This is a genomic window from Rosenbergiella nectarea, assembly GCF_900111105.1.
GTDB classification, from domain to species: Bacteria; Pseudomonadota; Gammaproteobacteria; order Enterobacterales; family Enterobacteriaceae; genus Rosenbergiella; species Rosenbergiella nectarea.
In genome coordinates this window covers 1-22,130 of record NZ_FOGC01000018.1, presented here as the reverse complement: position 1 = coordinate 22,130, position 22,130 = coordinate 1, and the positions used below count along the sequence as shown (strand labels likewise).

The window sequence follows — 22,130 nt, the reverse complement described above, 5'->3', positions numbered from 1 at the left end:
TCGGCTTTTCAATCACCATATGAGTAATGAATGAAAAATACAGTTAACCTGCGCGGTATTGCCGCACAACTGGTTGAGCAGGTTATTGATAAAGGGCAATCTTTATCAACAGTTCTCCCACAAGCACAACGACAATTAGCCGATAAAGACCGAGCCCTGCTTCAAGAACTAAGTTTTGGGGTGATACGCTTTCTGCCACAACTCGATCACATTATCCTGCAATTAATGGATAAACCCATGAAAGGGAAGCAAAGGGTTATTCACTATTTACTGATGGTAGGCATCTACCAACTCAGGCATACTCGTGTCCCCCCTCATGCAGCCCTTGCAGAGACAGTTCAAGCTGCCGTGTCACTAAAACGTCACAGTTTGAAAGGCCTTATCAATGGTGTCCTAAGGACTTATCAAAGGCGTCAGTCAGAATTTACCTTTGAACACGTCGTAGATTCAGTAAAATATCTTCATCCTTCATGGTTTATTAATAGAATAAAAGCAGCTTGGCCTGATGGATGGGCGTCCATTTTAGACGCAAATAATAGCCGTCCGCCGATGTGGTTAAGGGTCAACACGCTTCATCATACCAGAGATGACTGGCTTAACTTACTGCAAGAAGCGGGTATCTCTGCTACCACTACCCCACTCTCTCCACAAGCCTTATGTCTCGAAAAGCCGGTTGGCGTAACTTTACTCCCCGGGTTTCAGGCGGGTTGGGTAACCGTACAAGATTTATCAGCCCAACGCTGTTCTCTCTATTTAGATCCACAGCCTGGTGAAAAAATTCTCGATATCTGCGCTGCGCCGGGTGGTAAGACCACGCATATTCTTGAGTTAGCCAACAACGCAGAGGTAACCGCCGTTGATATCGATGAACAGCGGTTATCAAGAGTGGCCGAAAATCTTGAACGCCTAAAGTTAACCGCGAGGTTAATTTGTGGTGATGGTCGCTACCCTGACCAATGGCTTGAAGATCAGCACTTTGATCGTATTCTTCTAGATGCACCTTGCTCTGCAACGGGTGTAATACGCCGCCATCCCGATATTAAGTGGCTCAGAAGAGACAGCGATATTTCTGAGTTAGCGATACTGCAAAAAGAGATACTCGAAGCCGCTTGGAGACGCCTTAAATCAGGCGGTACATTACTGTACGCAACCTGTTCAATTCTTCCCGAAGAGAATAGCCGTCAAGTCGCAGACTTCGTTGCCTCACATTCTGACGCAAGACACGTAATCCTTCCAGGCGGTACCGAGCAGGGTTTACAAGTACTGCCTTCTGAACTAGGTGGCGACGGTTTCTTCTACGCAAAACTCATCAAACATTAATTTAACGATAAGAGTGTCACGACGATGAAAATTATTATCCTGGGTGCTGGCCAAGTTGGCGGGACGCTTGCAGAGAATTTAGTGGGCGAGAATAATGATGTGACCGTCGTGGACACTGACCCAACGCGTTTACGCGGTTTACAAGATAAGTTCGATCTTCGGGTAGTAACGGGTTCAGGATCACATCCACGTACCTTAGAAGAGGCCGGGGCCGAAGATGCTGATATGTTAGTGGCTGTCACAAGTTCTGATGAAACCAATATGATTGCTTGTCAGATTGCCTATACGCTTTTTAATACCCCTAATCGTATTGCCCGGATCCGAGCATCTGAATATTTGCACGATATGGATAAGCTATTTATTCCAGAAGCGATCCCAATTGACCATTTGATCGCTCCGGAACAATTAGTCATCGATAATATTTTCAGACTGATCGAATATCCCGGTGCATTGCAAGTCGTTAACTTTGCTGATGATAAAGTCAGCCTAGCTGTCGTCAAAGCGTATTATGGCGGCCCACTCGTTGGAAATCCACTTTCCACCATGCGTGAACATATGCCTCATATAGAGAGCCGGGTCTCAGCAATCTTTAGACAAGATCGACCAATTCGGCCTCAAGGTACCACAATCATAGAAGCAGGCGATGAAGTGTTCTTCATTGCCGCCAATCAGCATATTCGTGCCGTAATGAGTGAAATGCAGCGCCTCGAAAAGCCATATAAGAGAATAATGCTGGTTGGAGGGGGGAATATTGGCTTCGGTTTAGCGAAGAAACTTGAGAAGCAATACAGTATTAAGCTAATCGAACGCAATAAACAACGCGCGGCTGAGCTGGCACAACAGCTTAATAATACCACCGTATTTTATGGTGATGCATCGGATCAAGAGCTACTGGCTGAAGAGAATATCGATCAAGTTGATCTCTTTATTGCTGTGACCAATGACGATGAAGCTAATATTATGTCCGCGATGTTAGCGAAGAAGATGGGAGCGAAAAAAGCGATGGTCTTAATACAAAGACGTGCCTATGTCGATTTAGTACAAGGTAGTGTTATCGATATCGCTATATCTCCTCAACAGGCGACCATTTCAGCTTTACTCGGGCATGTAAGAAAAGCAGATATTGTGAGTGTACATTCACTACGTAGAGGGATTGCTGAAGCCATTGAAGCGATTGCGCATGGAGAGGAAAGCACATCTCGTGTGGTTGGAAGAACGATTCAGGAAATAAAATTACCTCCAGGCACGATCATCGGAGCAATTGTAAGAGGTGATGACGTCATTATCGCCAATGACTCAACGAGGATTGAACAAGCTGATCACGTAATCATGTTCCTAACAGACAAGAAATATGTGAGTGATGTAGAAAAACTTTTCCAACCGAGTCCATTCTTCTTGTAACTTAATGATGAAAATGATTAGCGGACATACGTAGTAATATAAATTTTATTTTAGTACAGTACCTTTTCATTCATCTTATAAGGTAATAGCCTGCATGAGTTTATTTAAAGAGTTTCGTGATTTTGCTATGCGTGGAAATGTTGTCGATTTAGCTGTTGGTGTAGTAATTGGCGCTGCGTTCGGGAAGATTGTTTCTTCTCTCGTCGCGAATATCATTATGCCGCCATTAGGGCTACTAATCGGTGGTATCGATTTCAAAAATATGGCCGTTACGTTGAAACCTGCCGTCGGTGATACACCAGCGGTACTTTTACAGTATGGTATCTTCATCCAGTCAATTTTCGATTTTATCATCATTGCATTCGCTATTTTCTTAGCGATCAAGGTGATGAACAAGCTTTATAAGAAGAAAGAAGTTGAGAAGCCAGTCGCTAAACCTAGCGCAGAAGAAGTACTACTAACAGAGATTCGTGACCTGTTAAAAACGAAACAATAAGTCTTTTAAAAAAGCCATAACACAGCGTTATGGCTCTTTTATAAATCATCATTACCTAACAACTTTCCTCTCACTTCCTCTCCATAGGCAACATCGTCGAGAAACCGGGTCGATAACCCTCTCTGAGATATTTTCATTTTAATAAATTCTAAATGAGCATGGTAGGTTGAGCGCTCATCAGCATCAGTCGCTTTATCAAGAAGGCACTGTAGAGTCAAAGCCTCTTGTCGGAGCTGCAGCACTTCAGGGAGAAAGCCACTCATTTTTAATATTCGATAAGACATTCTTAAGTTTTCTGGTACTTGGCTATCATCATCGAGTACCAAAGGTTTACCCACACCAGCCAGGTCATCAAACTTACCTTGATGCTGTGCTTCTTGAATTTGACGTTCTACAAGCGAATCAAAACAAAACATAAGGATTACCCGTGAATTGGAGAAAATAAAAAACCCGCCGAAGCGGGTTTTTTAATTGCATCAACTAACAGATTACTCTGCAGCTTCAGCTTGAGCTTCAGGACGATCAACGAGCTCGATGTAAGCCATCGGGGCGTTGTCTCCAGCACGGAAGCCACACTTAAGAATACGAGTGTAACCACCAGTGCGGCTCGCGAAACGCGGGCCTAACTCATTAAATAATTTTGCCACGATCTCGTTATCGCGAGTACGGGCGAATGCTAGACGACGGTTTGCAACATTGTCAGTCTTAGCAAGTGTAATCAGCGGCTCAACAACGCGACGCAGTTCTTTAGCCTTTGGTAAAGTCGTCTTGATAATTTCGTGACGGACTAATGAACCAGCCATGTTACGGAACATAGCCTGGCGATGGCTGCTGTTACGGTTCAGTTGACGACCACTCTTACGATGGCGCATGACCTTATCCTTCTCAGTGAAACCTTAACCTGTGATCCGGTTACTCATCTGCAATGCTTGCAGGTGGCCAATTTTCTAGACGCATGCCCAGAGAAAGTCCACGTGAAGCCAGCACGTCTTTAATCTCAGTAAGAGATTTTTTACCAAGGTTAGGCGTCTTAAGAAGCTCAACCTCAGTACGTTGTACCAGATCACCGATGTAGTGGATAGCTTCTGCTTTCAAGCAGTTAGCAGAGCGGACAGTCAATTCCAAATCGTCAACAGGGCGCAGCAAGATCGGATCGAACTCCGGCTTCTCTTCTTTAACTTCTGGTTGACGTACATCACGTAAATCAACGAAAGCATCAAGTTGTTCAGCCAGAATGGTCGCTGCACGACGAATCGCCTCTTCAGGATCGATTGTGCCGTTAGTTTCCATTTCGATGACTAGCTTGTCCAAATCTGTACGTTGCTCTACGCGAGCTGCTTCAACATTGTAGGCAATACGGTCTACAGGGCTGTAGCAAGCATCTACTAACAAACGTCCAATTGGGCGCTCATCTTCTTCCGAATGAATTCGGGCAGAAGCCGGCACATAACCACGACCACGCTGAACTTTGATACGCATATTTACAGATGCGCTCTCGTCAGTGAGGTGGCAAATCACATGCTGTGGCTTGACGATTTCGACATCACCATCATGGATGATGTCGGCTGCAGTCACAGGGCCAATGCCAGATTTATTCAAAGTTAGAATAACTTCATCTTTACCTTGAACTCTTACCGCAAGCCCTTTCAGGTTGAGCAGGATTTCTAGAATATCTTCTTGGATCCCTTCTTTGGTGCTGTACTCATGAAGTACACCATCAATTTCAACCTCGGTCACCGCGCAACCCGGCATGGATGAAAGCAGAATACGGCGCAGTGCGTTACCTAGAGTATGGCCAAAGCCACGCTCTAATGGTTCAAGGGTCACCTTGGCGTGCGTCGAACTTACTTGCTCGATATCTACCAGGCGCGGTTTTAGAAACTCTGTCACAGAACCCTGCATTGTGTCCTCTCTTTGGTACTCAAGCTTTACTTGGAGTAAAGCTCGACGATCAGGTGCTCGTTAATGTCCGCAGACAGATCAGTACGCTCAGGCTTACGCTTAAACACACCTTCCATCTTAGCTGCATCAACTTCTAGCCAGGTTGGCTTTTCACGTTGTTCTGACAGCTCAAGAGCGGCCTTAACGCGAGCTTGCTTTTTGGCTTTCTCACGGATGCTTACAACATCATTCGGAGATACCTGATAAGAAGCGATGTTAACAACGTGACCGTTTACCAAGATTGACTTGTGGCCCACTAACTGGCGCGATTCAGCACGAGTAGCTCCAAAGCCCATACGGTAAACAACGTTATCCAGACGACCTTCAAGCAACGCTAACAGGTTTTCACCGGTGTTGCCTTTCAGACGAGCTGCTTCTTGATAATAGTTACGGAATTGACGCTCAAGAACACCGTACATACGACGAACTTTTTGTTTTTCACGTAACTGACCGCCGTAGTCAGACAGACGCGGTTTACGCGCACCGTGTTGACCAGGGGCTTGTTCAATCTTACACTTGGAATCAATCGCGCGAACGCCAGACTTAAGGAATAAGTCGGTGCCCTCACGACGGCTCAGCTTGAGCTTAGGACCCAAATATCTTGCCATTTTCTTTCTCCAACTAACCTAGAAACAGGCGCGTTATACGCGACGTTTCTTCGGCGGACGACAACCGTTGTGAGGGATCGGAGTCACATCAGTAATATTAGTGATGCGGAAACCTGCGGCGTTCAGCGCACGAATCGTTGATTCGCGTCCTGGACCCGGACCCTTTACCATAACTTCCAGGTTTTTAATACCGTAATCTTTTACAGCTTCTGCACAGCGCTCTGCAGCGACCTGAGCAGCGAACGGCGTAGATTTACGTGAACCACGGAAACCGGAACCACCGGCTGTTGCCCAACCCAGTGCGTTACCCTGACGATCAGTAATAGTAACGATGGTGTTGTTAAAAGACGCATGGACATGAGCCACGCCGTCTGAGACTTGTTTTCTTACACGCTTACGTGCACGAACTGGTGCCTTTGCCATTATTTACTCACCCCGATTATTTCTTGATCGGTTTGCGCGGACCCTTACGGGTACGTGCATTGGTCTTGGTGCGCTGACCGCGAACCGGAAGACCACGACGATGACGCAAACCACGGTAGCAACCAAGGTCCATAAGACGCTTGATGCTCAGGGTAACTTCACGACGCAGATCACCTTCAACAACGAATTTGCCAACTGCTTCACGCAGCTGCTCAATCTGTTCTTCAGACAGCTCACTGATCTTAACATCTTCAGCAATTCCCGTAGAAGCACAAATGGCTTTAGAACGAGTTTTACCGATACCGAAGATTGCAGTTAATGCAATGACGGTGTGTTTATGATCAGGAATGTTAATGCCTGCTATACGGGCCACTATGCACTCCTATTACTAATTAACTGTACTCTCATGCTGAAAAGCCCGTTTTCAGGATACTCAAATGAAGAATACACTTACATAAAAAAGATTGGCTGGCTAATCTAGCCAGCTCAACCCGACTTTGCAAGAAAAATCTGCAATAAATCAGCCTTGACGCTGTTTATGCTTAGGTTCTACGCTGCAAATCACACGTACGACACCGTCGCGACGAACAATTTTACAGTTACGACACATTTTCTTGACGGAAGCACGAACTTTCATTTTTACTCTCCGTAACTTCTCAAGCGCCTAAATTAACGGCCTTGGCCTTTTAGGTTTGCTTTTTTCAATGCAGACTCGTATTGACTAGACATCATCAGAGTTTGCACTTGAGCCATAAAGTCCATAATAACAACGACGACAATCAGCAGTGATGTACCACCAAAGCTGAATGGAACATTCATCGCATCACGCATGAACTCCGGGATCAGGCAGATAAAGGTAATATACAGGGCGCCAATAAGAGTAAGGCGTGTCATCACTTTATCGATGTACCTCGCCGTTTGCTCTCCCGGACGAATACCCGGTACAAATGCGCCGGACTTCTTCAAATTATCTGCAGTTTCACGAGGGTTGAAGACCAACGCCGTATAGAAAAAGCAGAAGAAGATGATAGCAGTTGCGTATAGTAACACATAAAGTGGCTGACCTGGTGCTAAATTATCCGAAATAGCACTTAACCATGACCACCCAGTACTTCCGCCGAACCAGGAGGTTAAAGTCGCTGGGAACAGAATAATACTTGATGCGAAGATAGCTGGGATAACTCCCGCCATATTCACTTTTAAGGGTAAATGTGTACTTTGCGCAGCATATACACGACGACCTTGTTGACGTTTAGCGTAGTTAACGACGATACGGCGTTGTCCACGTTCAACGAAAATAACAAAGTAAGTCACTGCAAATACTAAAACTGCAACCAACAACAATAAGAGGAAGTGTAGGCCGCCTTGCCGTGCTTGCTCGATGGTATGGCCAACGGCCTGCGGAAGACCCGCAACAATACCAGCAAAGATAATGATCGAGATACCGTTTCCGATACCTCGTTCAGTAATCTGTTCACCTAGCCACATTAAGAACATTGTCCCTGTGACAAGGCTTACAACAGCGGTGACGTAGAAGGCGATACCAGGATTGATTACCAACCCTTGCATACCTGGCATGTTAGGCAATCCGGTAGCAATACCAATCGCCTGAAACACTGCCAATACGAGAGTACCGTAGCGGGTGTACTGGCTGATCTTACGACGACCAGACTCCCCTTCTTTCTTTATCTCTGCTAACGCGGGATGAACCACAGTTAACAGCTGGATAATAATGGACGCCGAAATGTACGGCATTATTCCCAGAGCAAATATAGAAGCACGGCTCAGAGCACCACCAGAGAACATGTTAAACATGTCAATGATGGTGCCACGCTGTTGCTCGAGCAATTTAGCAAGAACTGTGGCATCAATACCAGGAATTGGAATGAAAGAACCAATTCGGAAGACAATTAGGGCACCAATTACAAACATCAGTCTGCGCTTTAGTTCACCTAGCCCGCCCTTGGCACTTTGAAAATCTAATCCCGGTTGTTTAGCCATCAGTTCAATTATTCCTCGATTTTACCGCCAGCAGCTTCGATAGCAGCACGAGCACCTTTGGTGACGCGCAGACCACGAATAGTTACTGGTGCGGTAACTTCGCCAGAAAGAATTACTTTCGCAAATTCAATCTGTACACCAATAATGTTAGCTGCTTTCAGTGTGTTCAGGTCAACAATACCGCCTTCAACTTTCGCAAGGTCAGACAGACGAATCTCTGTAGTAACCATAGATTTGCGAGAGGTGAAACCAAATTTTGGTAGACGACGGTATAAAGGCATCTGACCACCTTCAAAACCGCGACGTACGCCACCGCCAGAACGAGACTTCTGACCTTTGTGACCACGGCCACCGGTTTTACCGACGCCAGAACCAATACCACGACCTAAACGCTTAGCGGCGTGCTTAGACCCTTCGGCCGGAGACAGAGTATTTAAACGCATCTGTTACTCCTCCACTTTAACCATGTAGGAAACCGCGTTAACCATACCGCGAACCGCAGGAGTATCCTCACGTTCAACAGTATGACCAATACGACGTAACCCTAAGCCCAGAAGTGTTGCCTTATGTTTTGGCAGACGACCGATTGCACTGCGGGTTTGAGTAATTTTAATAGTCTTAGCCATGATAATTACCCCAGAATTTCTTCAACGGATTTACCACGCTTGGCAGCGACCATATCTGGAGATTTCATATTGCTCAGACCATCAATAGTTGCACGAACCACGTTAATTGGGTTAGTAGAACCATATGCTTTAGAAAGAACGTTATGAACTCCAGCAACTTCTAGTACTGCACGCATTGCACCACCGGCAATGATACCTGTACCTTCAGAAGCCGGCTGCATGAACACACGGGAACCAGTATGAACACCTTTAACAGGGTGTTGCAGGGTACCGTTAGTCAGCGCGACATTAACCATGTTGCGACGGGCTTTTTCCATCGCTTTCTGGATTGCTGCTGGAACTTCGCGCGCTTTACCGTAACCAAAACCAACGCGACCGTTGCCATCGCCTACCACAGTCAGTGCTGTGAAGGAGAAAATACGACCACCTTTAACAGTTTTAGAAACACGGTTTACCGCGATCAGTTTTTCCTGCAGTTCGCCAGCTTGTTTCTCGATGTGTGACATCTTAGACCTCTACCTTAGAACTGAAGGCCAGCTTCACGGGCAGCATCTGCCAGTGCCTGGACACGACCATGATATTGGAAACCAGAACGATCGAAAGAAACACCTGTGATGCCTTTTTCAATTGCGCGCTCTGCAATAGCTTTACCTACTGCGATTGCTGCGTCCTTGTTACCAGTGTACTTCAGTTGTTCAGCGATAGCTTTTTCTATAGTAGAAGCAGCAACCAGAACTTCGGAACCGTTCGGAGCGATTACCTGTGCGTAAATATGACGCGGGGTACGATGTACCACCAGGCGTGTAGCACCCAGCTCTTTGAGCTTGCGACGCGCACGGGTCGCACGACGGATACGAGCAGATTTCTTATCCATAGTGTTACCTTACTTCTTCTTAGCCTCTTTGATACGCACGACTTCGTCGGCGTAACGGACACCCTTGCCTTTGTAAGGCTCAGGACGACGGTAGGCGCGCAAGTCCGCTGCAACCTGTCCAATTACCTGCTTATCAGCACCTTTCAGTACGATTTCAGTTTGAGTTGGACATTCGGCAGTGATTCCCGCAGGCAATTTATGCTCAACCGGGTGAGAAAAACCCAGTGAGAGGTTCACTGAAGAACCTTTAATAGCCGCACGATAACCAACACCGACTAACTGCAGCTTCTTGGTGAAGCCTTCGGTAACACCGATAACCATTGAGTTTAACAGAGCGCGTGCAGTACCTGCTTGCGCCCATGCATCAGCGAAACCTTCGCGAGGTGCGAAAGTTAAAGCGTTATCTGCATGTTTAACTTCAACAGCTTTGTTGATAGTACGAGACAGCTCGCCGTTTTTACCTTTAATCGATACTTCCTGACCGTTGATTTTTACGTCGACGCCGGCAGGAACAACGACAGGTGCTTTAGCAACACGAGACATTTTACCCTCCGATTACGCTACGTAGCAGATAATTTCGCCACCAAGACCAGCTTGGCGCGCTGCACGATCAGTCATAACACCTTTAGATGTAGAAACAACTGCGATACCTAAACCAGCCATAACTTTTGGCAGCTCATCTTTTCTTTTATAGATGCGCAGGCCTGGGCGGCTTACTCGCTGAATGCTTTCTACAACAGCCTTTCCTTCGAAGTACTTTAAAGTCACTTCGAGTTCTGGCTTGATGTCGCCTTCAATTTTAAAATCTTCAATATAACCTTCTTCCTTCAGCACGTTGGCGATTGCCAATTTCAGCTTGGAGGAAGGCATGGTGACCGCAACTTTGTTCGCGGACTGACCGTTACGGATACGGGTCAGCATATCCGCGATCGGATCTTGCATGCTCATCAGTGTCTACTCCCGTGATTCAATTGGTGACAATTACCAGCTAGCCTTTCTCAAGCCAGGTACTTCACCGCGCATAGCGGCTTCACGTAACTTGATACGGCTCAGCCCGAACTTACCTACATAACCGTGTGGACGGCCAGTTTGGCGGCAACGATTACGCTGACGGGACGGGCTGGAATCACGCGGCAGTGACTGAAGCTTGAGAACAGCATTCCAACGATCTTCGTCAGAAGCGTTCACATCAGAGATGATCGCTTTCAGTTCAGCGCGTTTCGCGAAGAATTTGTCTGCTAATTTTACACGCTTAACTTCGCGTGCTTTCATTGATTGCTTAGCCATTAGTAACCCTACCTTACTTACGGAACGGGAAGTTAAAGGCTGCCAGCAGAGCACGGCCTTCATCATCAGATTTCGCAGTAGTGGTGATGGTAATATCCAAACCACGGACGCGATCGACTTTATCGTAGTCGATTTCTGGGAAGATGATCTGCTCACGGACACCCATGCTGTAGTTACCACGTCCATCGAAAGACTTCGCAGATAAACCACGGAAGTCACGAATACGAGGTACAGCAATAGTGATCAGGCGGTCAAAGAATTCCCACATACGTTCGCCACGCAGGGTTACTTTACAGCCGATCGGATAGCCCTGACGGATTTTGAAGCCTGCAACAGATTTGCGTGCTTTGGTGACTAACGGCTTTTGGCCGGAGATTGATGCTAAATCAGCTGCTGCGTTATCCAGCAGTTTCTTATCAGCAATCGCTTCACCAACACCCATGTTCAGGGTAATCTTCTCGACCCGAGGGACTTGCATGACTGAATTGTAGTTAAACTCAGTCATGAGCTTCTTAACTACTTCGTCTTTGTAGTAATCATGCAGTTTCGCCATCGTACTACTCCAAATTACTTGATAGTTTCGCTATTAGACTTGAAGAAACGGACTTTTTTACCGTCTTCGAATCTAAAGCCTACACGGTCTGCCTTACCAGTAGCCGCATTGAAGATCGCAAGGTTGGAAAGCTCGATTGCTGCTTCTTTCTCAACGATGCCGCCTGGTTGATTCATCGCCGGTACAGGCTTCTGATGTTTCTTAACCAGGTTGATCCCTTCAACAATAACTTTGCTGGAAGACAATACATTTTTTACTTTACCGCGTTTACCTTTATCTTTACCGGTCAACACGATAACTTCGTCGTTACAACGGATTTTAGCTGCCATGGCTCGCTCCTTAGAGTACTTCTGGTGCCAGAGAGATAATTTTCATGAACTTTTCAGTACGAAGTTCACGAGTTACCGGCCCAAAAATACGCGTTCCGATAGGTTGCTCGCTGTTATTATTTAAAATAACGCATGCATTACCATCGAAGCGAATGACAGAACCGTCGGGGCGACGAACACCCTTCTTGGTGCGCACCACTACCGCCTTCAGGACATCACCCTTTTTAACTTTACCACGAGGAATTGCTTCCTTGATGGTAACTTTGATGATATCACCGACGCCTGCGTAGCGACGGTGCGAGCCACCCAGAACCTTGATACACATTACGCTACGTGCACCGGAGTTGTCGGCGACGTTTAGCATAGTCTGTTCTTGGATCATTTTAGTGCTCCGCTAATGTCAACTACTACTTCGGGACCTACAATTACTAGGTCGTTTAAAAGCCCCATTACCGAGGGCGCGGCATTATAACACCGCTTCTCGCAGATGGGTAGAAAAAATAAACGGCTCTTGCGAGCCGTCTATCTGTTTTCACAGAAAAGGGATTCTATTACAGAACCGCTTTTTCCACAACACGAACAAGCGTCCAAGACTTAGTCTTAGACAGTGGACGGCATTCGCGGATTTCTACCACGTCACCAATTCCACATTCATTGTTCTCATCATGGATGTGAAGCTTAGTCGTACGCTTAATGAATTTACCGTAGATCGGGTGCTTCACGAAACGTTCGATAGCGACAACTGCAGATTTTTGCATTTTGTCACTAACTACACGACCTTGCAAAGTACGAATTTTATCGGTCATTACGCACCCGCCTTTTGAGTCAGTAAAGTCTTAACACGTGCAACATCACGACGAGCTTGTTTCAGCAGATGTGTCTGCTGAAGCTGGCCAGATGCTGCCTGCATGCGCAGGTTAAACTGTTCACGCAGGAGGTTAAGCAGCTCAGTGTTCAGTTCTTCAACACTTTTTTCACGCAGCTCAGTTGCTTTCATTACATCACCGTCTTAGTTACAAAGGTGGTTTTGATAGGCAGTTTTGCTGCTGCCAGCTTAAATGCCTCACGGGCCAGCTCTTCTGGTACGCCGTCCATTTCATAAAGGACTTTGCCAGGCTGGATTAGGGCAACCCAATATTCTACGTTACCCTTACCTTTACCCATACGCACTTCAAGCGGCTTTTCAGTAATTGGTTTGTCCGGGAATACACGGATCCAAATTTTACCTTGACGCTTAACTGCACGGGTCATAGCACGACGTGCTGCTTCGATCTGACGAGCAGTCAGACGACCACGGCCAACAGCTTTCAGACCGAAAGTACCGAAGCTGATATCCGTGCCCTGCGCTAGACCGCGGTTACGGCCTTTGTGCACTTTACGGAATTTCGTACGCTTTGGTTGTAACATAGCGACTCTCCTTACTTACGGCCTTTACGCTGCTGCTTTTTAGGTTGAGCAGCCGGTTTTTCCGATTGTTCAACAGCAGCCATACCACCCAGGATCTCACCTTTGAAGATCCATACCTTAACGCCGATTACACCATAAGTGGTGTGCGCTTCAGAAGTGTTGTAGTCAATGTCTGCACGCAGAGTGTGCAATGGAACACGACCTTCACGGTACCATTCGGTACGTGCGATCTCAGCTCCGCCTAAACGGCCACTAACTTCAACTTTAATTCCTTTAGCGCCAAGACGCATTGCGTTCTGTACAGCACGCTTCATAGCACGACGGAACATAACACGACGTTCCAGCTGTGAAGTGATGCTGTCAGCAACCAATTTAGCGTCCAGTTCCGGTTTACGGACTTCGGCGATATTGATCTGAGCAGGAACGCCAGCGATTTTCGCGACGACCGTACGCAGTTTTTCTACGTCTTCACCTTTTTTACCGATAACGATACCAGGGCGAGCAGTGTGAATAGTTACACGAATGCTTTTAGCTGGACGCTCGATAACGATACGAGATACAGACGCTTTAGCCAGTTCTTTAGTCAGGAACTGACGTACTTTAAAATCGCTGTCTAGGTTGTCAGCGAATTCTTTGGTATTGGCGAACCAAGTAGAGTTCCAGGGTTTAACAATACCCAGGCGAATACCATTAGGATGTACTTTCTGACCCATTGCTAGTCTCCAGAGTCTCAGCGATCGGACACAACCACAGTAATGTGGCTGGTGCGCTTCAGGATACGATCTGCACGACCTTTTGCACGCGGCATAATACGCTTCATGCTTGGGCCTTCATCTACGAAAATTTTCGTAACTTTCAGATCATCAATGTCAGCGCCATCGTTGTGTTCAGCGTTAGCAATGGCAGATTCTAAGACTTTCTTAACCAGTACAGCCGCTTTCTTGTTGGTGTAGGTTAGAATGTCCAGAGCCTGCGACACTTTCTTACCGCGTACTAGATCCGCTACCAGACGAACCTTCTGCGCAGAAGAACGAGCGTGGCGATGTTTAGCGATAGTTTCCATCTCTTCCTCCTGCCTTAGCGTTTCTTAGCTTTCTTATCAGCCGCGTGGCCGCGATAAGTACGAGTCGGCGCAAATTCACCTAACTTGTGACCGACCATTTCGTCGGAAACAAATACAGGTACGTGCTGACGACCATTATGGACAGCGATGGTCAAACCGATCATGTTAGGAAAGATCGTTGAACGACGGGACCAAGTGCGCAATGGCTTCTTGTCTCCGCTTTCCACCGCTTTCTCTACCTTCTTCAGCAAGTGCAGGTCAATAAAAGGACCTTTCTTGAGAGAACGTGGCATGGCTTATCCTCTAATATTATTTTTTGCTACGGCGACGTACGATGAACTTATCAGTACGCTTGTTGCTACGGGTCTTCTTACCTTTGGTTTGAACGCCCCACGGAGTTACCGGGTGCTTACCAAAGTTACGACCTTCACCACCACCGTGCGGGTGATCGACTGGGTTCATTGCAGTACCGCGAACGGTAGGACGAACACCACGCCAGCGAGTTGCACCTGCTTTACCAAGTACGCGAAGCATATGCTCAGCGTTACCGACTTCACCTAATGTCGCGCGGCAGTCAGCTTCAACTTTACGCATTTCACCAGAACGAAGACGCAGGGTAACGTAAGAACCATCACGAGCAATGATTTGCACGTAAGCACCAGCTGAACGAGCCAATTGGCCGCCCTTACCTGGTTTCATTTCTACGTTATGAACAGTAGAACCTACTGGGATGTTACGCATAGGCAGGGTGTTACCTGCTTTGATTGCTGCATCAACACCAGATTGGATCTGATCACCAGCTTTCAGGCCTTTAGGGGCCAGGATGTAACGACGCTCACCGTCTTTGTACAGAACCAGTGCAATGTTTGCAGAACGGTTCGGATCATACTCAAGACGTTCAACAACAGCCGGGATACCATCTTTGTTGCGTTTGAAGTCAACAATACGATATGCACGCTTATGACCACCACCGATATGACGGGTAGTAATACGTCCGTTGTTGTTACGACCACCAGACTTGCTGTTTTTCTCCAGCAGTGGGGCGTATGGCTTGCCTTTGTGCAGCTCTGGGTTCACCACTTTAACTACGTGGCGACGACCCGGAGATGTCGGTTTACATTTAACAATTGCCATTGTTTCTCTCCTCCGACTTACTCTGCGCCGCCGACGAAGTCCAGATTCTGGCCTTCTTTCAGGGTCACGTAAGCTTTTTTCCAGTCGCTACGACGACCAACACGCTGTCCGTGACGCTTAACTTTACCTTTAACCAGTAAAGTGTTCACATCTTTAACTTCAACTTCGAACAGCTTTTCTACGGCAGCTACGATTTCTGCTTTGGTCGCGTCTTTTGCAACTTTGAGTACGATGGTGTTTGTTTTTTCCATCGCGGCAGACGCTTTTTCAGAAACGTGCGGTGCACGCACTACTTTCAGCAGACGTTCTTCACGAATCATGCCAGCATCTCCTCAACTTGCTTAACTGCATCAGCAGTCATTACGACTTTGTCGAAGGCAATCAAGCTAACTGGATCGATTCCTGCTGCATCACGCACATCAACCTTGTACAGGTTACGTGCTGCTAGGAACAGATTCTCATCCAGTTCACCAGTGATGATCAGTACATCTTCCAATGCCATATCTTTCAGTTTCTGTGCCAGCAACTTAGTTTTAGGTGCTTCAACAGAGAACTTCTCGACAACGATCAGACGTTCTTGACGTACCAGTTCAGACAGAATGCTTTTCAGCGCTCCACGGTACATCTTTTTGTTAACTTTCTGACTGTGGTCCTGCGGACGTGCAGCGAAGGTTACTCCACCAGAACGCCAGATTGGGCTCTTAGCAGAACCAGCACGTGCACGGCCAGTACCTTTTTGACGCCATGGTTTCTTTCCAGAACCAGTGACTTCGGCACGAGTTTTTTGCGCACGGGTACCTTGACGGGCACCTGCTGCGTAAGCAACAACAACCTGGTGAACCAGCGCTTCGTTAAAATCACGACCGAAGGTAGTTTCGGAAACAGTCAGCGCGCTCTGCGCGTCTTTCAATACTAATTCCATTGCTATCCCCTTACGCCTTCACAGCTGGTTTAACAATCAGGTCGCTACCGGTAGCTCCCGGGACAGCACCTTTGACCAGCAGCAGGTTGCGTTCTGCGTCTACGCGAACGACTTCTAAGCTCTGAACGGTTACACGCTCATTACCTAATTGACCTGCCATTTTCTTGCCTTTGAACACTTTGCCCGGAGTCTGGTTCTGACCGATAGAACCCGGAACGCGGTGAGACAAGGAGTTACCGTGAGTCGCGTCCTGGGTACGGAAGTTCCAGCGCTTAACGGTACCTGCGAAACCTTTACCTTTAGAGGTGCCAGTTACATCTACTTTTTTAACGTCAGCGAAAATTTCAACACTGATGCTTTGACCAACGGTGTATTCTGCGCTTTCAGCACGGAATTCCCATAAGCCACGGCCAGCTTCAACGCCAGCTTTAGCAAAATGACCTGCTTCTGGTTTAACTACACGGTTTGCTTTTTTAGCACCAGTAGTGACCTGAATAGCTTGGTAACCGTCGTTTTCCAGGCTCTTAACCTGAGTAACGCGGTTTGCTTCAACTTCGATTACGGTTACTGGGATTGAAACGCCTTCTTCAGTGAAGATACGCGTCATGCCCACTTTTTTACCGACTAAACCAATCATTGTATCAACCTCTCAATCGCTCGATGTCCTGATTAACCCAGGCTGATCTGCACGTCAACACCTGCAGCCAGGTCTAGACGCATCAGAGCATCAACGGTTTTTTCAGTTGGCTCAACGATGTCTACCAGACGTTTGTGAGTGCGAATTTCGTACTGATCACGCGCATCTTTGTTAACGTGCGGAGAAATCAGAACGGTAAAGCGCTCTTTACGAGTCGGCAGCGGGATCGGACCACGTACTTGCGCACCAGTGCGCTTAGCAGTTTCGACGATTTCCGCGGTTGATTGATCGATCAGACGATGATCAAACGCTTTAAGACGAATACGGATTCTTTGGTTCTGCATGAGACCAGAGCTCCAAACATTTTATAAACGAAAATGATTACTCCTCGTGCCCATTACGATTGATGGGAGAGTGTAATCGTTCAGCATATAACTCCCCAATCGGGAGTATTATTAGAGGTAGCAAATCGCTACTCTGCGATTCTGCTCGAATCGCGCTCCTATTACGAGCAAGCCAGCGCATTATACTTATAAATTTATCCAATGCAACCCTTGTCTGCTTTTTGTACATTGTGAACCAACGCATTACTGAGATTGCTTCTTTTATTACATCTCTTTTTTTATTGGGAGCCAATCCTCAAGATATCGCTGTTGTTATGTCATGCCACGCCAGACCTTCTCATTATATTCATCCCCTATGGCGCCAATTATCGAAGGTAGTATGTATGCTTATGATCAACCTACTTGCGTTTGCATTCCTTCTTCTTAACGCAATGAGACGTGCATTACTCACCTTTCATCCTTCAAAGAACGCTCACGAATGGTGTATCATGGCGATAAATTTACGTAATGATGGTCAATCGTCTCTTTCAAAAAAGCTATCGCCTTATCAAAGCTGGATAAAACAATGTTTGGGTTTTTCATTAGGTGTTCATCTTGCTATACAATTTCTGCAAGACCAATTACCTTCGCCCCTCATCCTATTGGGCATCTTTAACTCACTATTATTGCTGCTCGCTTGTATCGATTGGTTTTACTTTCGTCTCCCTAACCTTCTCACTTTTATATTGATGGTGATGGGGTCCATCTCATCAATCTTTCTCCTTGGCGTAGAACCCATTGATTTAATCGTGAGGTGTACCTGCTGTTATGGGGCGATGTGGCTAATTCAAGGCATATACTTCAAACTCAGACACAAAGTGGGTCTAGGGTCCGGAGATGTAAAATTGATTACGGGGTTAGCTTGCTGGTTCGACATCTACCAACTCTCTTTGCTTATTCTTTTTGCTTCTATAATCGCTCTACCCTTCTGTCTCTTGCAGTATCGTAACCTAAGCTCCTTACACACAGTTATCGTACCTTTTGGAACTTTTTTATCCTTGTCGGGAATATATTGCGCTTATGTTTTTTATCAGGATATTTTCAATAGCCTTCCAATCGCTATTTACCTTTAGCCCAACGGTTAGTAATTAGAAAGTAGCCAATAACTATTATGGCGAGGAACACTGCTGCCAGATGTAGTAAGTCGTTGCTCATCAAAGTAATGCTATTACCCTTAACCATTATGCCCCTAATTAAACGCATAAAATGTGTGAGAGGAATAAGGTTGCCCAACCACTGCGACCATTGTGGCATAGCCTCAAAGGGTGAGAGAAATCCAGACAGCATACTTGAAAAAAGAAAATAAAATGAGAGTAACTGCATTGCTTGCAGCTGATTAGCAATAAGGGTCGTGAAACTCACTCCGATAGCGACACTTAATACGATAAATAGCGATGAAATACCTAGCAGTTGGCTATACGAGCCTTTCATCGGGACATTTAGAATCGCGACACTGATGACAAGCATCAAAATCAATTGCAGCAATCCTATTATTACGTAGGGGGTTGACTTGCCGCTTAAGTAAATAAAAGGACCTACTCCTGAACTCTTAATATGCTGTAGAGTACCCCTTTCCCTCTCCCTAATGATCGATAGAGAGACCATTAGCATTGGCATTATGGATAAAATCATACCCATTAATCCTGGTACGATGTTAATTTGGGAATCTCCCTTGGGATTAAACCATTTTCGGTAAACTACGTTTGTTTTACCTGATAATTCGCTCGTTATTGATGAAAAATTATAGATCTCTCGACTTTGAGGATTCTCGACAAGATATTGTAAAGTTTGGAGGGCATTTGCTGTACTGCTTGGATCGGTGGCGTCGGTTTCTATAAGGAGGTCAATGTTACTATTACTTATAATACCTCTAGAATAATCATTGGGAATATGTACAAGTATTTTTACTGAACCCGAGGTAAATCTGTTTCTTGCTAACGTTTCATCATGCGTAACCTCAATGTTAAAGTATCCGCTATTCTTCATTGCATAGATCAGATTCCGAGAAAATAAAGAACTATCGTTGTCTATTACTATCGTGGTGACATTCTTAGCATCCAAATTCACTGAATAACCCATTACAACTAAATTTATAATAGGCATGGCTAGTATCATTAGAATGATGACTCTATCTCTGATTATTTCTTTAATTTCTTTTTGTATCAAAGCAAGTATTACAATTAGTGTGGTCATGAACATGCTATACCTTAGTTCCCCGATAAACTGTAGAGTAAAGCGTCTAACGGGGTTGGTATTGGACTAAACGTAAGATTCGGGTACTTTTTTTTCAACATCTCAAAATGCAAATGGCCTGTTACAGATATGGATTTTACTCTAGGAATGATCTGAACATCTTTATTACAAGACACCTCATCTATAAAATATTCTATTCCCTCCCCTTCAATCAGGAAAGTTGATAGGTTTTGTGAGGTAAAAAGTTCATCTAAAGTACCTGTGAAATGTAATACTCCGTTCTTTAAATAAACTAAGTTATTACACTTTTCAATTTCATCGATTGCATGAGTCACGATCAAAACTGTGATACCCTCAGCTGAGAGATCAAATATTAATGTCCAAAATTCCTTACGTGACAATGGATCTATGCTTGCTGTAGGTTCATCTAAAAAGAGTATTTTAGGACGATGGATAATCGCACAGGCTAGCGATAATTTTTGTTTCCATCCTCCAGATAGATTTTTTGCTAGCGTGTTTCTGAATCGTTCTAAACCCAATTTGACGATCAGTTTTTCAGATTCTACCTCTACTTTTTTTACATTCCGCATTTTTCCCACGAATACAAGATTTTCAAATACTGTCAAAGACTCCCATAATGTGAAGTATTGAGTCATGTAACCTACATTCCTTTTAATATAAGATTGTTCCGTAGAGATATTATATCCCATGCAATATCCTTGGCCGCTATCGCTGGGGATCATGCCACATATAATATTTATCATTGTCGACTTACCGCTGCCGTTCGGTCCAATGAAACCTACAATTTGTCCTTGACGAATATTTAGGGTTACATCGTTAATAACCTTAACATTATTAAATGACTTATGAATATTATTAAGAATAATACATTCTTCCATCATAACTCAATCTCTACTGGTATACCTGCTGGAAGGGTTACATTTTGGTCTTTAAATTTAGCTTCTATCAAATAAACAAATGTATCATTCTTATCGTCATACAACATCGGAGGGGTATATTCTGGCTTGGGGGAGATGTAATTAATGACTGCAACATACTCCTTATGAAGATCATGTACTCTGACCAGAATTGAATCACTATATTTTATTTTATATAATTGCTTCCTATTAATATAAAATTTAATTTTTTTGCTTCCATCAGGTACCATGATTAGTACCGGATTACCAGGCGTAACGAATTCCCCTCCCTTTCTTAAAATATCGTGTATGACTCCTGCTGTAGGACTTTTTATCGCCGTCCTAGATATTTCATATTTATTATTATCAATATCTATATCTAGCTTTTCAATTTTTATCTTTTGAGCTATTAGCTCATCAATTCTTGCTGGAAGCATTTTATTATTTAATTCTGCTTTTATTTTTTCTAGCTCATTTCTTTTTCTTAATAAATTTAGTTCATAACTCTCAATATCTTCTTTAGAAATAAAACCTTTTTCTTGTAATTTTCTTTTTCTTTCTAAAGTAGACTTTGCTTTAATTATTTCACTCTCTACTATTTCAATATCGATATTAATCAAATCAATTTCACTTTTCCTTATACCCTTCTCCATATTTTTAAGTATCGCCTCTTCATACTTTTTATTCTTCTCTAGCTTCTCATCGTTTTTTTCGAGTGTATAGCTATCGATATTAAATAATATATCCCCAGCTGATACTTTATCCCCCTTATTAATGTCTATACTCTTAATTTCTGTAGCGATTTCTGTTGATATATATATATACTCATCCTCAATATAGCCTATAGTTCTACTTTTATAGTTATCACAACCCGTGACCAGGAATATATATAGTATTGTATATATTGGTGGCTGTAAATTCATGAAATTCCAATTATCCATCCCAGAAAGTAATCAAAATTATATTCCTCATATAAAATAAAACAAACAATATTTTCTTAATGAAAATGGCAGAGTATTATAAATTCACTACCCAATCCTACTGTTAGAATTAATGAATTATTTATAGTAAAGGTAATTTTTTGACAAAAAAAAGAGCGCCTAAGCGCCCTTTTCTAGTAAAGTTTTCTCAATTAAGCGATAACTTTAGCAACAACGCCCGCACCTACAGTACGGCCACCTTCACGGATTGCGAAACGTAAGCCGTCATCCATTGCGATTGGGTGGATTAAGGTAACAACCATTTTGATGTTGTCGCCTGGCATTACCATTTCAACGCCTTCTGGCAGTTCGATGGTTCCAGTCACGTCAGTTGTACGGAAGTAGAACTGTGGACGGTAGCCTTTGAAGAACGGAGTATGACGGCCGCCTTCGTCTTTAGACAGAATATAAACTTCTGATTCGAACTGGGTGTGTGGCTTGATTGAACCTGGTTTTGCAAGAACTTGACCACGTTCGATCTCTTCACGCTTGATACCACGCAGAAGAACACCAACGTTCTCACCTGCTTGACCTTGGTCAAGAAGCTTACGGAACATTTCAACACCGGTACAAGTAGATTTCGCAGTATCTTTGATACCAACGATTTCAACTTCTTCACCCACTTTAACGATCCC

Annotated in this window: 37 protein-coding genes; 4 read left to right on the top strand and 33 right to left on the bottom strand. The window is 44.8% G+C overall.

Features of this window, described 5'->3' with window-relative positions; translation table 11 throughout:
- Nucleotides 1-30 precede the first annotated feature (30 nt).
- From rsmB to mscL, 3 genes are all read left to right on the top strand, one after another.
- A complete protein-coding gene (gene rsmB / locus BMX14_RS15710) occupies nucleotides 31-1,320 on the top strand; it encodes a 16S rRNA (cytosine(967)-C(5))-methyltransferase RsmB (protein ID WP_092678374.1) in 1,290 nt (429 codons plus the stop codon).
- 24 nt (nucleotides 1,321-1,344) lie between these two features.
- Nucleotides 1,345-2,721, top strand: coding sequence for a Trk system potassium transporter TrkA (gene trkA / locus BMX14_RS15705; RefSeq protein WP_092678372.1), 1,377 nt, complete (start codon nucleotides 1,345-1,347; stop codon nucleotides 2,719-2,721).
- Between the two features lie 94 nt (nucleotides 2,722-2,815).
- Entirely contained in the window at nucleotides 2,816-3,217 is a 402-nt protein-coding gene (mscL, locus tag BMX14_RS15700) for a large-conductance mechanosensitive channel protein MscL (RefSeq protein ID WP_071433407.1), read from the top strand.
- A gap of 38 nt (nucleotides 3,218-3,255) precedes the next feature.
- On the opposite strand, the gene BMX14_RS15695 is transcribed toward mscL, so the two are convergent.
- From BMX14_RS15695 to rpsJ, 29 genes are all read right to left on the bottom strand, one after another.
- Nucleotides 3,256-3,633, bottom strand: a complete 378-nt coding sequence (locus BMX14_RS15695) for a DnaJ family domain-containing protein (RefSeq protein WP_092678370.1) — start codon at nucleotides 3,631-3,633, stop codon at nucleotides 3,256-3,258.
- 72 nt (nucleotides 3,634-3,705) lie between these two features.
- Nucleotides 3,706-4,089 (bottom strand): 50S ribosomal protein L17, encoded by a 384-nt coding sequence (gene rplQ, locus BMX14_RS15690; protein WP_048912840.1) that lies wholly within the window; start codon nucleotides 4,087-4,089, stop codon nucleotides 3,706-3,708.
- A gap of 40 nt (nucleotides 4,090-4,129) precedes the next feature.
- On the bottom strand, nucleotides 4,130-5,119 hold the full coding sequence (locus BMX14_RS15685) for a DNA-directed RNA polymerase subunit alpha (protein WP_092678368.1): 990 nt from the start codon (nucleotides 5,117-5,119) through the stop codon (nucleotides 4,130-4,132).
- 26 nt (nucleotides 5,120-5,145) lie between these two features.
- Nucleotides 5,146-5,766 carry a 30S ribosomal protein S4 gene (gene rpsD, locus BMX14_RS15680; RefSeq protein WP_092678366.1) on the bottom strand — a complete coding sequence of 207 codons (621 nt, stop codon included), beginning with the start codon at nucleotides 5,764-5,766 and terminating at the stop codon, nucleotides 5,146-5,148.
- Nucleotides 5,767-5,799: 33 nt separating this feature from the next.
- Nucleotides 5,800-6,189, bottom strand: coding sequence for a 30S ribosomal protein S11 (gene rpsK, locus BMX14_RS15675; RefSeq protein ID WP_004160563.1), 390 nt, complete (start codon nucleotides 6,187-6,189; stop codon nucleotides 5,800-5,802).
- A 16-nt stretch (nucleotides 6,190-6,205) separates the two neighbouring features.
- Nucleotides 6,206-6,562, bottom strand: coding sequence for a 30S ribosomal protein S13 (gene rpsM, locus BMX14_RS15670; RefSeq protein ID WP_038016625.1), 357 nt, complete (start codon nucleotides 6,560-6,562; stop codon nucleotides 6,206-6,208).
- 147 nt (nucleotides 6,563-6,709) lie between these two features.
- On the bottom strand, nucleotides 6,710-6,826 hold the full coding sequence (gene rpmJ / locus BMX14_RS15665) for a 50S ribosomal protein L36 (protein WP_071433402.1): 117 nt from the start codon (nucleotides 6,824-6,826) through the stop codon (nucleotides 6,710-6,712).
- A 32-nt stretch (nucleotides 6,827-6,858) separates the two neighbouring features.
- Nucleotides 6,859-8,190, bottom strand: coding sequence for a preprotein translocase subunit SecY (gene secY / locus BMX14_RS15660; protein WP_048912844.1), 1,332 nt, complete (start codon nucleotides 8,188-8,190; stop codon nucleotides 6,859-6,861).
- Between the two features lie 8 nt (nucleotides 8,191-8,198).
- Nucleotides 8,199-8,633 carry a 50S ribosomal protein L15 gene (gene rplO, locus BMX14_RS15655; protein ID WP_048912845.1) on the bottom strand — a complete coding sequence of 145 codons (435 nt, stop codon included), beginning with the start codon at nucleotides 8,631-8,633 and terminating at the stop codon, nucleotides 8,199-8,201.
- 3 nt (nucleotides 8,634-8,636) lie between these two features.
- Nucleotides 8,637-8,816, bottom strand: a complete 180-nt coding sequence (gene rpmD / locus BMX14_RS15650) for a 50S ribosomal protein L30 (RefSeq protein ID WP_004846568.1) — start codon at nucleotides 8,814-8,816, stop codon at nucleotides 8,637-8,639.
- Between the two features lie 5 nt (nucleotides 8,817-8,821).
- Nucleotides 8,822-9,322 (bottom strand): 30S ribosomal protein S5, encoded by a 501-nt coding sequence (rpsE, locus tag BMX14_RS15645; protein ID WP_048912846.1) that lies wholly within the window; start codon nucleotides 9,320-9,322, stop codon nucleotides 8,822-8,824.
- 14 nt (nucleotides 9,323-9,336) lie between these two features.
- Nucleotides 9,337-9,690 (bottom strand): 50S ribosomal protein L18, encoded by a 354-nt coding sequence (rplR, locus tag BMX14_RS15640; RefSeq protein WP_048912847.1) that lies wholly within the window; start codon nucleotides 9,688-9,690, stop codon nucleotides 9,337-9,339.
- 9 nt (nucleotides 9,691-9,699) lie between these two features.
- Nucleotides 9,700-10,233, bottom strand: coding sequence for a 50S ribosomal protein L6 (gene rplF / locus BMX14_RS15635; protein ID WP_048912848.1), 534 nt, complete (start codon nucleotides 10,231-10,233; stop codon nucleotides 9,700-9,702).
- Between the two features lie 12 nt (nucleotides 10,234-10,245).
- Nucleotides 10,246-10,638, bottom strand: coding sequence for a 30S ribosomal protein S8 (gene rpsH, locus BMX14_RS15630; RefSeq protein ID WP_048912849.1), 393 nt, complete (start codon nucleotides 10,636-10,638; stop codon nucleotides 10,246-10,248).
- Between the two features lie 33 nt (nucleotides 10,639-10,671).
- Nucleotides 10,672-10,977 carry a 30S ribosomal protein S14 gene (gene rpsN, locus BMX14_RS15625; RefSeq protein ID WP_092678364.1) on the bottom strand — a complete coding sequence of 102 codons (306 nt, stop codon included), beginning with the start codon at nucleotides 10,975-10,977 and terminating at the stop codon, nucleotides 10,672-10,674.
- Between the two features lie 13 nt (nucleotides 10,978-10,990).
- Nucleotides 10,991-11,530, bottom strand: coding sequence for a 50S ribosomal protein L5 (rplE, locus tag BMX14_RS15620; protein WP_048912851.1), 540 nt, complete (start codon nucleotides 11,528-11,530; stop codon nucleotides 10,991-10,993).
- Between the two features lie 14 nt (nucleotides 11,531-11,544).
- Nucleotides 11,545-11,859, bottom strand: a complete 315-nt coding sequence (rplX, locus tag BMX14_RS15615) for a 50S ribosomal protein L24 (protein ID WP_048912852.1) — start codon at nucleotides 11,857-11,859, stop codon at nucleotides 11,545-11,547.
- Nucleotides 11,860-11,869: 10 nt separating this feature from the next.
- Nucleotides 11,870-12,241, bottom strand: coding sequence for a 50S ribosomal protein L14 (gene rplN / locus BMX14_RS15610; RefSeq protein ID WP_048912853.1), 372 nt, complete (start codon nucleotides 12,239-12,241; stop codon nucleotides 11,870-11,872).
- A 169-nt stretch (nucleotides 12,242-12,410) separates the two neighbouring features.
- Nucleotides 12,411-12,665, bottom strand: a complete 255-nt coding sequence (gene rpsQ / locus BMX14_RS15605) for a 30S ribosomal protein S17 (RefSeq protein ID WP_013510766.1) — start codon at nucleotides 12,663-12,665, stop codon at nucleotides 12,411-12,413.
- Entirely contained in the window at nucleotides 12,665-12,856 is a 192-nt protein-coding gene (gene rpmC / locus BMX14_RS15600) for a 50S ribosomal protein L29 (protein WP_048912854.1), read from the bottom strand. The genes rpsQ and rpmC overlap by 1 nt, the downstream gene beginning before the upstream one ends.
- A complete protein-coding gene (gene rplP, locus BMX14_RS15595) occupies nucleotides 12,856-13,266 on the bottom strand; it encodes a 50S ribosomal protein L16 (protein ID WP_014542598.1) in 411 nt (136 codons plus the stop codon). Before rplP ends, rpmC begins: the two co-directional genes overlap by 1 nt.
- An 11-nt stretch (nucleotides 13,267-13,277) precedes the next feature.
- Entirely contained in the window at nucleotides 13,278-13,979 is a 702-nt protein-coding gene (rpsC, locus tag BMX14_RS15590) for a 30S ribosomal protein S3 (protein ID WP_048912855.1), read from the bottom strand.
- A gap of 17 nt (nucleotides 13,980-13,996) precedes the next feature.
- A complete protein-coding gene (gene rplV, locus BMX14_RS15585) occupies nucleotides 13,997-14,329 on the bottom strand; it encodes a 50S ribosomal protein L22 (RefSeq protein ID WP_000447532.1) in 333 nt (110 codons plus the stop codon).
- Nucleotides 14,330-14,343: 14 nt separating this feature from the next.
- Nucleotides 14,344-14,622 carry a 30S ribosomal protein S19 gene (rpsS, locus tag BMX14_RS15580; protein WP_004929772.1) on the bottom strand — a complete coding sequence of 93 codons (279 nt, stop codon included), beginning with the start codon at nucleotides 14,620-14,622 and terminating at the stop codon, nucleotides 14,344-14,346.
- A gap of 16 nt (nucleotides 14,623-14,638) precedes the next feature.
- Nucleotides 14,639-15,463: a 50S ribosomal protein L2 gene (gene rplB, locus BMX14_RS15575; protein ID WP_048912856.1), complete on the bottom strand. Its 825-nt coding sequence runs from the start codon at nucleotides 15,461-15,463 to the stop codon at nucleotides 14,639-14,641.
- A gap of 17 nt (nucleotides 15,464-15,480) precedes the next feature.
- On the bottom strand, nucleotides 15,481-15,783 hold the full coding sequence (rplW, locus tag BMX14_RS15570; RefSeq protein ID WP_092678362.1) for a 50S ribosomal protein L23: 303 nt from the start codon (nucleotides 15,781-15,783) through the stop codon (nucleotides 15,481-15,483).
- On the bottom strand, nucleotides 15,780-16,385 hold the full coding sequence (rplD, locus tag BMX14_RS15565; RefSeq protein WP_048912858.1) for a 50S ribosomal protein L4: 606 nt from the start codon (nucleotides 16,383-16,385) through the stop codon (nucleotides 15,780-15,782). Before rplD ends, rplW begins: the two co-directional genes overlap by 4 nt.
- Nucleotides 16,386-16,395: 10 nt before the next feature.
- Complete coding sequence (rplC, locus tag BMX14_RS15560; RefSeq protein WP_048912859.1) at nucleotides 16,396-17,022, bottom strand: 50S ribosomal protein L3; 627 nt, start codon at nucleotides 17,020-17,022, stop codon at nucleotides 16,396-16,398.
- Between the two features lie 32 nt (nucleotides 17,023-17,054).
- Nucleotides 17,055-17,366 (bottom strand): 30S ribosomal protein S10, encoded by a 312-nt coding sequence (gene rpsJ, locus BMX14_RS15555; RefSeq protein ID WP_001181005.1) that lies wholly within the window; start codon nucleotides 17,364-17,366, stop codon nucleotides 17,055-17,057.
- 62 nt (nucleotides 17,367-17,428) lie between these two features.
- Here rpsJ and BMX14_RS17210 point away from each other — a divergent pair, with 62 nt between their 5' ends.
- On the top strand, nucleotides 17,429-18,478 hold the full coding sequence (locus BMX14_RS17210) for a prepilin peptidase (protein WP_092678360.1): 1,050 nt from the start codon (nucleotides 17,429-17,431) through the stop codon (nucleotides 18,476-18,478).
- Here BMX14_RS17210 and BMX14_RS15545 read toward each other — a convergent pair.
- From BMX14_RS15545 to BMX14_RS15530, 4 genes are all read right to left on the bottom strand, one after another.
- A complete protein-coding gene (locus BMX14_RS15545; RefSeq protein ID WP_177173189.1) occupies nucleotides 18,465-19,598 on the bottom strand; it encodes an ABC transporter permease in 1,134 nt (377 codons plus the stop codon). The genes BMX14_RS17210 and BMX14_RS15545 overlap by 14 nt on opposite strands.
- 14 nt (nucleotides 19,599-19,612) lie before the next feature.
- On the bottom strand, nucleotides 19,613-20,500 hold the full coding sequence (locus tag BMX14_RS15540) for an ABC transporter ATP-binding protein (RefSeq protein WP_092678358.1): 888 nt from the start codon (nucleotides 20,498-20,500) through the stop codon (nucleotides 19,613-19,615).
- The gene (locus BMX14_RS15535) at nucleotides 20,497-21,438 is read right to left on the bottom strand and encodes an HlyD family secretion protein (protein ID WP_177173188.1); all 942 of its coding nucleotides are present in this window, start codon (nucleotides 21,436-21,438) and stop codon (nucleotides 20,497-20,499) included. Before BMX14_RS15535 ends, BMX14_RS15540 begins: the two co-directional genes overlap by 4 nt.
- Nucleotides 21,439-21,647: 209 nt before the next feature.
- A partial coding sequence (locus tag BMX14_RS15530) for an EF-Tu C-terminal domain-related protein (RefSeq protein ID WP_244986546.1) occupies nucleotides 21,648-22,130 on the bottom strand: 483 nt, incomplete at its 5' end.